This window comes from Burkholderia sp. HMSC10F09, assembly GCF_001806955.1.
Classification (GTDB): Bacteria; Pseudomonadota; Gammaproteobacteria; order Burkholderiales; family Burkholderiaceae; genus Burkholderia; species Burkholderia multivorans.
The window spans coordinates 23,739-35,357 of record NZ_KV786615.1 but is presented as its reverse complement, the minus strand read 5'-3'; the positions used below and the strand labels follow the sequence as shown (position 1 = coordinate 35,357).

At 69.1% G+C, this 11,619-nt stretch carries 10 protein-coding genes; 1 reads left to right on the top strand and 9 read right to left on the bottom strand.

The annotated features are described in order from the left end of the window. On the bottom strand, positions 1-390 hold a 390-nt coding region (locus tag HMPREF3115_RS07410), incomplete at its 3' end, for a hypothetical protein (protein ID WP_070553926.1). Between the two features lie 159 nt (positions 391-549). On the opposite strand from HMPREF3115_RS07410, the gene HMPREF3115_RS07405 reads away from it, so the two are divergent. Continuing rightward, positions 550-1,089 (top strand): TlpA disulfide reductase family protein, encoded by a 540-nt coding sequence (locus tag HMPREF3115_RS07405; RefSeq protein ID WP_006407049.1) that lies wholly within the window; start codon positions 550-552, stop codon positions 1,087-1,089. A gap of 91 nt (positions 1,090-1,180) precedes the next feature. Here HMPREF3115_RS07405 and HMPREF3115_RS07400 read toward each other — a convergent pair whose 3' ends face one another. The 8 genes from HMPREF3115_RS07400 to HMPREF3115_RS07365 form a co-directional block, all read right to left on the bottom strand. After that, complete coding sequence (locus HMPREF3115_RS07400) at positions 1,181-2,533, bottom strand: sigma-54-dependent transcriptional regulator (protein ID WP_006407050.1); 1,353 nt, start codon at positions 2,531-2,533, stop codon at positions 1,181-1,183. 91 nt (positions 2,534-2,624) lie between these two features. After that, on the bottom strand, positions 2,625-4,631 hold the full coding sequence (locus HMPREF3115_RS07395; protein ID WP_006407051.1) for a sensor histidine kinase: 2,007 nt from the start codon (positions 4,629-4,631) through the stop codon (positions 2,625-2,627). 4 nt (positions 4,632-4,635) lie between these two features. Then, a complete protein-coding gene (locus HMPREF3115_RS07390; RefSeq protein WP_006398167.1) occupies positions 4,636-5,925 on the bottom strand; it encodes a dicarboxylate/amino acid:cation symporter in 1,290 nt (429 codons plus the stop codon). Between the two features lie 368 nt (positions 5,926-6,293). Next, complete coding sequence (gene actP / locus HMPREF3115_RS07385) at positions 6,294-7,979, bottom strand: cation/acetate symporter ActP (RefSeq protein ID WP_070553924.1); 1,686 nt, start codon at positions 7,977-7,979, stop codon at positions 6,294-6,296. Between the two features lie 11 nt (positions 7,980-7,990). Further along, positions 7,991-8,296, bottom strand: a complete 306-nt coding sequence (locus HMPREF3115_RS07380; protein WP_006398164.1) for a DUF485 domain-containing protein — start codon at positions 8,294-8,296, stop codon at positions 7,991-7,993. 87 nt (positions 8,297-8,383) lie between these two features. Beyond that, positions 8,384-9,589 (bottom strand): CaiB/BaiF CoA transferase family protein, encoded by a 1,206-nt coding sequence (locus tag HMPREF3115_RS07375; protein WP_059939266.1) that lies wholly within the window; start codon positions 9,587-9,589, stop codon positions 8,384-8,386. Positions 9,590-9,617: 28 nt separating this feature from the next. Continuing rightward, on the bottom strand, positions 9,618-10,754 hold the full coding sequence (locus HMPREF3115_RS07370; protein ID WP_070553922.1) for an acyl-CoA dehydrogenase family protein: 1,137 nt from the start codon (positions 10,752-10,754) through the stop codon (positions 9,618-9,620). Positions 10,755-10,769: 15 nt separating this feature from the next. Beyond that, a partial coding sequence (locus HMPREF3115_RS07365) for an acyl-CoA dehydrogenase family protein (RefSeq protein WP_256276100.1) occupies positions 10,770-11,619 on the bottom strand: 850 nt, incomplete at its 5' end.

The window sequence follows — 11,619 nt, the reverse complement described above, 5'->3', positions numbered from 1 at the left end:
GCCGCCGGCCGCAAGCGGCACCGGCACCGCGGCAGTCTGCGGCGCGCCGGCCAGATTGCGCGACAGGCCGGCGCGCAGGAACTCGAGCGCCGCGCGGCGCGTAGCGTCGCGGTCGTCCGGCAACGTCAGCGTGCCGACCGCGAAGACCGCACCGTCGACGTGCGCGGCCTGCATCCGCATCGGCATCGGCGTGCCGCCCACGGCCACCGCGTGCTCGTCGACGGTCGGCTTCGCAGGCAGATCGATCGTGTAGCCCGCATCGTTGTGCAGCGTGCGCCAGTCGTACGACGGCGAACAGGCGGCCAGCGCGGCGCTGGCGCACAGCAGCGCGGCGAAGTGACGCAGCGGGCGAAAAAGGTGACGAAACGAGTCGGCAAGAGGCTTCGGCATCGCGGACGTTGGCACGGGAAAACCGCCATTATCCGTCCAACGGCAATGTCGGGATGCGCGGCGGCCGGCGATGCATGCCCCGCATTCGCGCTAAAATGAGCGCCGAATTTCGACGTCCCGCACCGCCGGGTGCGACCGACCGACTCCGAGAGCCCGCAGATGAATACCACGCCTTCCGCGCCGCGCCGCCGCGCCGGCCCCGCCCGCTACATCGTCGCCGCCGTCGTCGTCGCGGCGATCGCCGTCGCGGGCTTTTTCGCGTTCAACGGCAAGTCGAGCGTGCCGGATGCGACGTTCACGCTGCTGTCCGGCCAGAAGATTTCGACGGCCGGCGACCTGAAGGGCAAGGTCTATCTGGTCAACTTCTGGGCGACGAGCTGCGCGACCTGCATGCAGGAAATGCCGCAGATGGTCGAGACCTATAACCGCTTCAAGGGACAGGGGCTCGAATTCGTCGCGGTCGCGATGAACTACGATCCGCCGATGTACGTCGCGAACTACGCGCAGACGCGCCAGCTGCCGTTCAAGGTCGCGCTCGACGACGGCAGCGTCGCCAAGCAGTTCGGCAACGTGCAGCTCACGCCGACCACGTTCGTCGTCGACAAGGACGGCAAGATTCTGAAGCGCTACGTCGGCGCGCCGCAATTCGCGGAGCTCGACGCGCTGCTGAAGAAGGCGCTCGACGGCAACGCGGCGTAAGCGCCGCCGTCCGACGCGGCACGCTCGCCGCGCGCCGCGCCGCACACGGATCGCATCGCCGGCACAGCCGGTTCCGCGGTCCGTTTTCATTTCAGCGCTCCGATTCGCCTTTCGCGGACAGCCCGTAGCGCTTCATCTTCTCGTACAGCGTCGCCTTGCCGACGTGCAGCCGGTCGGCGGTCGCCGCGACGGCGCCGCCCGTCTGGTTCAGCGCCTCCGCAATCACCGCACGCTCGAACTGCTCGACGCGCTCCTTCAGCGTCTGCTCGCTCGCCGCATCGCCGGCCACGTCGGCCTCGGCCGGCATCTCCGCGACGCCCAGCACGAAGCGGTCGGCCGCGTTGCGCAGCTCGCGCACGTTGCCGGGCCAGTCGCGCTGCATCAGGCTCGCGCGCTGCCGGTCGCTCAGCACCGGCGCGGGCCGGCCGTAGCGCACGGCCGCATCGAGCATGAAGTGCTCGAACAGCGGCACGATGTCCTCGCGGCGCTCGGCGAGCGGCGGCAGCGCGATCGTCACGACGTTCAGCCGATACAGCAGGTCGCGGCGGAACGTGCCGGCCGCGACAAGCTCGCTCATGTCGCCCTTCGCCGCCGCGACGACGCGGCAGTTCACGCGGATCGGCTGGTTCGAGCCGAGCCGCTCGAGCACGCCGTCCTGCAGCACGCGCAGCAGCTTCACCTGCAGCGCGAGCGGCATGCTTTCGATTTCGTCGAGAAACAACGTGCCGCCGGACGCGTATTCGAGCTTGCCGATGCGGCGCTTCGCGGCGCCGGTGAACGCGCCGGGCTCGTAGCCGAACATCTCGGACTCGAACATCGGCTCGGGCAGCGCGCCGCAGTTCACCGCGATGAACGGCTTGTCGCGGCGCGGCGACAGCTCGTGCAGGCTGCGTGCGATCAGCTCCTTGCCGGCGCCCGTGTCGCCGTTGATCAGCACCGACGCGTCGGTCGGCGCGATGTTGGCGATCAGCTTGCGCACCTGCTCGATCGCCGGACTGCGGCCGATGATGCGCGGCGCGACGACGTTCTGGCCGGCCAGCTCGCGCCGCAGCGCGTGATTCTCGAGCACGAGCTCGCGCCGCTCGAGCGCGCGCCGCACGGTCTCGATCAGCCGCTCGGCCGCGAACGGCTTCTCGATGAAGTCGTATGCGCCGTCGCGCATCGCCTGCACGGCCATCGAGATGTCGCCGTGACCGGTGACGAGAATCACCGGCACGTCGGGCACGCGCGCGCGGCATTGCGCGAGCAGGTCGAGCCCACTCGCGCCGGGCAGCCGGATGTCGCTGACGATCACGCCGGCGTTGTCGGCGACGATCGCCTTGTCGGCCGCCTCGGCCGATTCGAAGCCGGCGACGTCGAAGCCCGCGAGTTGCAGGCTCTGCACGCTCGCCCGGCGAACGAGCGCGTCGTCTTCGATGTAGATCACTTGCAGCCGGTTGGCCATCGTACTCACTCACTCCTCGCGCAGCACGCGCCGTCGCGCGCGCGGCGTCGTTGATGCCGCCGGGCGCCGGCCGTGCGCGTCGCGCGTGCGCTCACTGCAGGCCGGCCGGCTCGGACACGGAGTCCGGATGATGCGTGTGCGCGCGCCGCAGCGTCAAGACGAACAGCGCGCCGCCCGAGGGCGCATTGCGCGCGGTCAGCGAGCCGCCCGCGTCGCTCGCGATCGACGACGAGATCGCGAGGCCGAGGCCGAGGCCGCTGCCCATCTCCTTCGTCGTGAAAAACGGCTCGAACAGGCGCGGCAGCAGCTCGGGCGGGATGCCGGGGCCGTTGTCGCGCACCTCGATCGCGACGGTCGCACTCGACACCGCGACCGTTACTTCGATCGCCGGCGCCGCGACCGCGGCGACCGCATCGAGCGCGTTGCCGAGCAGGTTGATCAGCACCTGCTCGAGGCGCAGGTCCTCGCAGCGCGCGACGAGTTCCGGATGGTCGTGCGCGATGTCGAGCGGCGCGTCGCGCGCGGGCGAGACCGTCGCGTCCTGCAGCGTGAGCGTCAGCGCGACGCCGCGCAGCCGTTCGCCAAGCAGGGCGAGCACGCCGCGCAGTGCGCGCACGACGAGCGCGCGCTCGTTGCGCGGACGCGCGCGCCCGACGAACAGCTTCAGCTGGTTCGTGATCTTGCCCATGCGCTCGGTCAGCGCGGCGATCGCCTCGAGGTTCTCGCGCGCCGCCGCCTGTTCGCCGCGGTCGAGCAGCACGCGCGTGTTGTCGGAGAAGCTGCGCAGCGCGGCGAGCGGCTGGTTCAGCTCGTGCGTGATGCCGGCCGCCATCTGACCGAGCGCCGCGAGCTTGCTCGCCTGGATCAGTTCGTCGTGCGCGGCACGCAGCTCCTGCTCCGCGCGGATCCGGTCGCCGACTTCCTTCTGCAGCTGCTCGTTCGCCTCCGACAGGTCGGCCGTGCGTTCCTCGACGCGCCGGTTCAGTTCCGCGTACGCCTGCTGCAGCAGCGCGCGGCTGCGGATCATCTCGCGCACGCGCGCGCGGCGCATGCGCCAGTAGAACGCGAGCAGCGCGACCGACACGAAGCCGAAGCCCGTCACGATCGTCGCGTTGCGCGCGTCGGCGTCGACGGGCGCGATCGGCGCGAGCGTGACGAGCTGCCAGTCGGGCTCGCCGATCCGGCGCCGCGTCGCGAGAAAGCGCGGCGCACGGCGGCCCGAACCGACGCGCACGATCTCCGCATCGCCGCCGAGCACCTGCTCGACGCGCATCGGCAACGGCGTGACGGGCTGCTGCGCGTACTGGCGCGTCTCGAAGATCGACGCGGCGACGGGCTCCGTCAGCGGCTTCAGCGTGTGGTATTTCCAGGCAGGCACCGACGACAGGAACACGACGCCGTGCTCGTCCGCGACGACGAGCGGCTCGGACGCGTCGGCGCCCTGGAACCATTCGAGATTGAGCTTCACGACGACGACGCCCGCGATCCCGCCGTCGCGCCAGACAGGCTGCGAGATGTAGTAGCCGGGGTCGCGCGAGATCGTGCCGATGCCGAAGAAGCGGCCGACCCGGCCGTGCATCGCGTCGATGAAATACGGACGGAAGCGGTATTCGATTCCGACGAAGCTGTCGGGCGCGCGCCAGTTGCTTGCGGCGACGCAGAGGCCGTCCGCGCCGATCACGTAGGTGACGGTCGCATGCGCGTGTTCGTTGAGGTCTTCGAGGTAGCGGTTCGTGCGCGCGACGTAATCGGCGCGCTTCGGTGCGGCGAGCAGCTCCTGCACGTACGGATGGCTGCCGAGCAGATACGGCAGCGATTCGTAGCGATCGAGCGTGCTCTTCAGTGCGTTGGTCGTGCGGTCGACGCGCACGGCCGCGTTGCGCTGCAACTCGGCGATGCCGCGCCGCCACGTGACGGTCCACGTCAGCGCGCAGGCTGCCGCGAGCATCGCGGCGAGCACGGCGAGGACGAGCAGGCGGCGCTTCACGGTCGAGACTTCCTGGCGATGCGGATCGCCTATTGTGTCATACGCGTCCCGATCGCGATCGCCGCCGCGCGGCGCGGCGCGCGCGGACGGCGCGGCCGCCTGCCCGTTCATCGCATCAGACGCCGGCCGTCTCGGTCGCCGCGACTTCGCCGCCGCCCTTCAGCGCCTGGCGCAGCTTCGCACGATCGAGTTCCTTTTCCCATGCCGACACGACGACGGTCGCGACGCCGTTGCCGACGATGTTCGTCAGCGCGCGGCATTCGCTCATGAAGCGGTCGATGCCGAGGATCAGCACCATGCCCGACAGCGGAATGGTCGGCACGACGGCAAGCGTCGCGGCGAGCGTGATGAAGCCCGCGCCCGTGACGCCGCTCGCACCCTTCGAGGTCAGCATCGCGACCGCAAGCAGCGTGAGCTGCTGCATCCAGGTCAGCTCGATGTTGGTGGCCTGCGCGATGAACAGCACGGCCATCGTCATGTAGATGTTGGTGCCGTCGAGGTTGAACGAATAGCCGGTCGGCACGACGAGGCCGACGACCGAACGCGAGCAGCCGGCCTTCTCGAGCTTTTCCATCAGCTGCGGCAGCGCGGCTTCCGACGAGCTCGTGCCGAGCACGATCAGCAGCTCTTCCTTGATGTAGGACACGAAGCGGATGATCGAGAAGCCGGTGAAGCGCGCGATCGCGCCGAGCACGACGAGCACGAACACGACCGAGGTCAGGTAGAACGTGCCGATCAGCTTCAGCAGCGGCACCAGCGAGCCGACGCCGTACTTGCCGATCGTAAACGCCATCGCGCCGAACGCGCCGATCGGCGCGAGCTTCGTGACGATGTGCACGATGCCGAACAGCACGCGCGTGAGGCCGTCGATGAAGTCCGTGACGACCTTGCCGCGCTCGCCGAGGTGCGCGAGCACGCTGCCGAACAGCAGCGCGATCAGCAGGATCTGCAGGATCTCGCCCTGCGCGAACGCGTCGACCATCGTGTTCGGGATGATGTGCATCAGGAAGTCGACCGTCGACTGGCCGTGCGCCTTCGCCGCGTACGACGCGACGGCCTTGCCGTCGAGCGTCGCCGGATCGATGTTGAAGCCGACGCCCGGACGCAGGATGTGCGTCGCCGCGAGACCGAGCACCAGCGCGAACGTCGACACGATCTCGAAGTACAGCAGCGCCTTGCCGCCGACGCGGCCGACCTTCTTCATGTCCTCCATGCCGGCGATGCCGGTGACGACCGTACAGAAGATGATCGGACCGATCACCATCTTGATCAGCTTGATGAACCCGTCGCCGAGCGGTTTCATCTCGGTGGCGAGCGACGGATAGTAGTGACCGAGGATCACGCCGACGACGATGGCGAAGATCACCTGCACATAAAGCACTTTGTAGAAGGGTTTCTTCTTCACGATGGTTCCTGCTGAAGTAGATGAGCCGGGGGACACGGCGTCACGCGCGCGGCAAGGGACGAGGACGGAGGGCAATGCCCGCCGCGGCACGCGCCCGCGCGGCTGCCATGCCGCAACAAGCGATGCCTCAGGACATCCGGAGGGGGAGGAAGGCGTCGGTCATCGATTGTCTCCTTGGTTTAATCGTCGGGCCCGGGGAAGGCCGTGCGTTTTTTATTGCAAGGTCGATGCCAGGCTTTCGCAAGCCTGCAAGCCGTTGTTTTCGTTGAGTTTCCCGCTCCGCGCGCGGCGCGCGGAATCCGGGATTCCGGAAATCCGGAAAGCATCCGTCCGGCGATCCGGACGGATGCGGCGATTCATCGGACGAATCAGTGGCGCACGGCCGGGCCCGCCAGCACGCCCGTCTGCGCGTAGAACTCCTGCTGCGTGAACGCCTCGCGCTCGCGCCGCGCACGCTCGCCGCGATCCGCGAGCGAGCCGACGACGATCGCCACGAACGCGAGCGGCACCGACACGAGCGCCGGGTTGTCGAGGAACACCGGCGCGTGCGCATGGTGCAGCACGTCGACCCACACCGACTTCGACAGCACGGTCAGCACGACGGCCGACACGAGGCCGAGGCCGCCGCCGAGCACCGCGCCGCGCGTCGTCATTCCGCGCCAGAAGATCGACATCGCGAGCACCGGGAAATTCGCGCTTGCCGCGACCGCCGCGACGAGCCCGACCATGAACGCGACGTTGACATGCTCGAACAGAATCGACAGGCCGATCGCGAGCGCCGACAGCACGATCGTCGCCGCGCGCGAGATGCGCATCTCGAGCCGCTCGTCGGGCTTGCCGCGCGCCCACATCTGCGCGTACAGGTCGTGCGAGATCGTCGTCGCGCCGGCGAGCGTGAGCCCCGCGACGACGGCGAGGATCGTCGCGAACGTGACGGCCGCGATGAATCCGTAGAAGACGTTGCCGCCCACCGCCTGCGCGAGCTTCACCGCCACCATGTTGGAGCCGCCGAGCAGGTCGTGCGTGAGGCTGAACGTGCCGTTCGCGGCGACGCGGAAGAACTCGGGATGCTGCGCGAGCAGCACGATCGCCGAGAAGCCGATCACGAACGTCAGCAGGTAGAAATAGCCGATGAAGCCGGTCGCATACAGCACCGACTTGCGCGCCTCCTTCGCGTTCGGCACCGTAAAGAAGCGCATCAGGATATGCGGGAAGCCGGCCGTGCCGAACATCAGCGCGATGCCGAGCGAGAGCGCGTTGGCCGGATCGCGGATCAGCTTGCCGGGCCCCATGATCGAGAGCGCGCCCGGATGCACGGCCACGGCGCGGCGGAACATCTCGTCGACGCTGAAGCCGAATTCGGCAAGCGCGAGCCACGCGAGCAGCGACGCGCCGGCCAGCAGCAGCACGGCCTTGATGACCTGCACCCAGGTCGTCGCGGTCATTCCGCCGAAGAACACGTAGACGACCATCAGCACGCCGACGATCAGCTCCGCGCTGCCGTACGACAGCCCGAACAGCAGTTGGATCAGCTTGCCCGCACCGACCATCTGCACGACCAGATACAGCACGACGATCGTCAGCGCGTTCGCCGACGTCAGCAGCCGGATCGGGCGCTGCGCGAAGCGGTACGCGACGACGTCGACGAACGTGAACTTGCCGAGATTGCGCAGCGGCTCGGCGATCAGGAACATCACGAACGGCCAGCCGACGAGAAAGCCGATCGAGTAGATGAGCCCGTCGAAGCCGAACATGAACACCATGCCGGACAGCCCGAGGAACGAGGCGGCCGACATGTAGTCGCCCGCGATCGCGAGGCCGTTCTGCAGCCCCGTGATGCCGCCGCCGGCCGTGTAGAAGTCGCGTGTCGAGCGCGTGCGGCGCGCGGCCCAGCGCGTGAGCGCGAGCGTCGCGAACACGAACGCGAAGAACATCGCGATCGCGACCGGGTTCAGCTCGACCTTGTCCGGCATCGGGCCGGCGACCGATACCGCATGCGCGGCAGACGAAACGAAGACGGACAGCGCGCCGAGCGCGATCGATGAGCGTCGCATCGCAGCCTCCCTCACGAACGGCCGAGCAGCGCGTCGACGCGGCGGTCGAACGCGCGGTTCGCACGCAGCACGTAGCACGCGGTCAGCGCGACGGCGATCGCGATGATCGCGACGCCGGCGGCAATGCCGACCGTCGTCGTCGCGCCGCGGTACAGCGGCGCGGCGAGCACTTGCGGCGCGAGCGCGACGAGCAGGATGAAACCGTAGTAGGTGGCGATCATCAGCGCCGTCAGCGCGAAGCTGAAGCGGCGCCGCGCGCGCACGAGCTGCTGATAGTCACGGCGCGCCGTGACCGATTCGATGACGGAAAGCTCCATGGTGTCTCCTGTGCGTCGTCTCGCGACGCTGTCTTGTCGATGACCGGCGCGTGAACCGAGCCGCCCGCGCCGCGGCGGCATGATCGGTTACACGACGCGGTCCGCGCGCAACCGCGCGACGTCGTCGGCGGACAGCCCGAGCCAGCTGCCGAGCACCGCATCGGTATCGGCGCCGAGCACCGGCGGCGCACCGCGCACCGGCAATCGCGCGCCGTCGAAGCGGTACGGCGGCGCGAGCACGTGCACGCCGCCCGCGACCGGATGCGGCTGCCGCGTGACGAGCCCCGCGCGCGTCGCACGCTCGGACGTGAGCGCCTCGTGCAGCCCGAGCACCTCTCCGCAGGGGATCCCGGCGTCGGCGAGCGCGGTGAGCAGCGCCGCGCGCGGCCGGCGCGCGAGCTCGCGGCGCAGTTCCGGCAGCAGGTCCGCGCGATTCTCCGAGCGGCCGAGATTGGTGCGATAGCGCGGATCGGCCGCGAGATCGGGCCGTTCGAGCACGTCGCAAAAGCGCGCGAACTGCGTGTTGTTGCCGACCGTGATCACGAGCGGGCCGTCGGCCGCATCGAACACGCCGTACGGCACGATCGACGGATGCGCGTTGCCGTAACGCGGCGGGTCCTTCTCCATCAGCAGCGCGTCGAGCCCGTAGTACGCCGTGATCATCAGCCCGCAGTCGAACAGCGCCATCTCGATGCGCCGGCCGCGCCCGGTCGCGTGACGCTCGTACAGCGCGGCAAGAATCGCCTGCGCCGAATACATGCCGGTGAACAGGTCGACTGCCGCGACGCCGAACTTCAGCGGCGGCTGGCCCGCTTCGCCGTTCAGCGCCATCAGCCCCGCCTCGCCCTGCACGACCAGGTCGTAGCCGGGGCGAGCGGCTTCCGGCCCCGAGCGGTCGTAGCCCGAAATCGCGCAATGCACGAGACGCGGATTGCGTTCGGCGAGCGTGTGGTAGCCGAGCCCGAGCTTTTCCGCGCCGCCGAGCTTGAAGTTGTGAATCAGCACGTCGGCCTGCGCGGCGAGGTCCTGCGCGATCCGCTGCCCCGCTTCCGTCTGCAGGTCGATGCAGAGCGAGCGCTTGCTGCGGTTCACGCTGTTGAAGTACGTGGTTTCGGTGTCGCCGATCCGGATGCCCCAGTCGCGCGTATCGTCGCCGCGCGCGGGATGCTCGACCTTCACGACTTCCGCGCCGAAATCGGCGAGCACCATCGCGCACCACGGGCCCGCGAGCACGCGCGACACGTCGAGCACCTTGACGCCGGCGAGCGGCAGCGCACGCGGTTCGTTCGTCATGTTCGTCTCCTCCATTTGCGATCGCGCGTTATCGTTTCGACAGCGCGATATAGCGCGCGAGATGATGATCCTCGTCGCCGAGCTGGTGATCGATCATCACGAGCCGCTTCGCGTAGTGCGACAGCGGCAGCTCCCACGTCATCCCGATTCCGCCGTGCAGCTGGATGCTCTCCTCCGCGACGAGCGTGCCGATCCGGCCGATCGTGTATTTCGCGGCGGCCAGCGCGCGCTCGCGCAGGTCGCGCGGCGCGTCGAGCTGCGCGGCCGCGTTGATCACGGCCGAGCGCGCCTGCTCGACTTCGAGCAGCAGGTCCGCCATCCGGTGCTGCAGCGCCTGGAAGCTGCCGATCGGCATGCCGAACTGCTTGCGCGTGCGCAGATAGTCGAGCGTGTGCGCCTTCGCGACGTCCATCGCGCCGAGCGCTTCCGCGGACAGCGCGAGCAGCCCGTACCCGAGCACGCGCTCGAGCAGCGCCGCGCCCTGCTCGCCGTCGTGCTCGCCAAGTGCCGCATCGGCCGGCAATACGACGCGCTCGAAGCGCACCTCGGCCGCGCGGCCGCCGTCGATCTTGCGATAGTCGCGCAGCGACACGCCCGCCGCGTTTGCCGGCACGACGAACAGGCCGATGCCGGCCGCGTCGTCGTCGCGGCCCGCGACGCGCGCGCTGACGACGAAGAACGCCGCCTGCGCGGCCTGGTCGACGACGCCCTTTGCGCCCGTCAATACCCAGCCGTCGCTCGTGCGCTCGGCGCGCGTGCGCACCGTCGTCAGTTCGTAGTGCGAGCCCGGCTCGTCGTGCGCGAACGCGGCGCTCGCGCTGCCGTCGATCAGCGCGGCCAGCATCGTGCGATGCGCGTCGCCGCCCGCGAGCGACAGTGCGCGCCCCGCGAGCAGCGTGCCGAGAAACGGCTCGACGACAAGCCCGCGTCCGAGGCATTCGAATACCACCGCGATATCGAAGCCCGCGCCGCCGAACCCGCCGTCGGCTTCGGGAAACAGCGCGCCGACCGCACCGAGTTCGGCAAAGCGCCGCCACATCGTGCGGTCGAAACCGTCGGCCGACTGCGCGATGCGGTCGCGCACCGCGAACGGATACTGCTCGGCGATGAAGCGGTTCAACGTGTCCGCCAGCATCCGGCGGTCTTCTGTGTGCTGGAAATCCATCGTCGCGTTCCCTCGTTACAGCCCGAGCATCATCTTCGCGATGATGTTCTTCTGGATCTCGTTCGAGCCGCCGAAGATCGACAGCTTGCGGTTGTTGAAGTACTGCTGCGCGGCGCGCGCGGCACCGTCCGGGCCGATCGGCTCGGCGCCGTCGCCGGCGTCCGCGTCGAGTGCGTCGTCGACGAACGGCTGCGCGTACGGCCCCATCGCGCGGCGCATCAGCGACGTGATTTCCTGGCGGATCTGCGTGCCGCGGATCTTCAGCATCGAGCTTTCCGCGCCCGGCGCGCCGCCGCCGGCGACCGCGGCCAGCACGCGCAGGTTCGTCGTGCGCATGTTCTCGAGCTCGATCTCGACGCGCGCGATGCGCGCCGCGAAGAACGGATCGTCGGCGAGCGGCCGGCCGTTCTTCTCGACTTTCGCGGCAACCGCGCGCAGCCGATCGAGCGCGGCCGTCGAAAAGCCGACGCCCGCGATGTTGGTACGCTCGTAGGTGAGCAGGTATTTCGCGTAGGTCCAGCCGCGGTTCTCTTCGCCGACGAGGTTCTCGACCGGCACGCGTACGTCGGTGAAGAAGACCTCGTTCACTTCGTGCTCGCCGTCGAGCGTGATGATCGGCCGCACCTCGACGCCCGGCGTGTTCATGTCGATCAGCAGGAAGCTGATGCCTTCCTGCTTGCGCACGTCGGTCGCGGTACGCACGAGGCAGAAGATCATGTTCGCGTAGTGGCCGAGCGTGGTCCACGTCTTCTGCCCGTTCACGACGTAGTGATCGCCGACGCGCACGGCGCTCGTCTTCACCGACGCGAGATCGGATCCCGCGCCGGGCTCCGAATAGCCCTGGCACCACCAGTCGGTGCCGTCG

Bases quoted from the DNA above. Each gene is read 5' to 3' on its own strand.
- HMPREF3115_RS07370 (WP_070553922.1), bottom strand. From the start codon at position 10,754: ATGGATTTCCAGCACACAGAAGACCGCCGGATGCTGGCGGACACGTTG.
- HMPREF3115_RS07400 (WP_006407050.1), bottom strand. From the start codon at position 2,533: ATGGCCAACCGGCTGCAAGTGATCTACATCGAAGACGACGCGCTCGTT.
- HMPREF3115_RS07405 (WP_006407049.1), top strand. From the start codon at position 550: ATGAATACCACGCCTTCCGCGCCGCGCCGCCGCGCCGGCCCCGCCCGC.
- HMPREF3115_RS07395 (WP_006407051.1), bottom strand. From the start codon at position 4,631: ATGAACGGGCAGGCGGCCGCGCCGTCCGCGCGCGCCGCGCCGCGCGGC.
- actP (WP_070553924.1), bottom strand. From the start codon at position 7,979: ATGCGACGCTCATCGATCGCGCTCGGCGCGCTGTCCGTCTTCGTTTCG.
- HMPREF3115_RS07375 (WP_059939266.1), bottom strand. From the start codon at position 9,589: ATGACGAACGAACCGCGTGCGCTGCCGCTCGCCGGCGTCAAGGTGCTC.
- HMPREF3115_RS07380 (WP_006398164.1), bottom strand. From the start codon at position 8,296: ATGGAGCTTTCCGTCATCGAATCGGTCACGGCGCGCCGTGACTATCAG.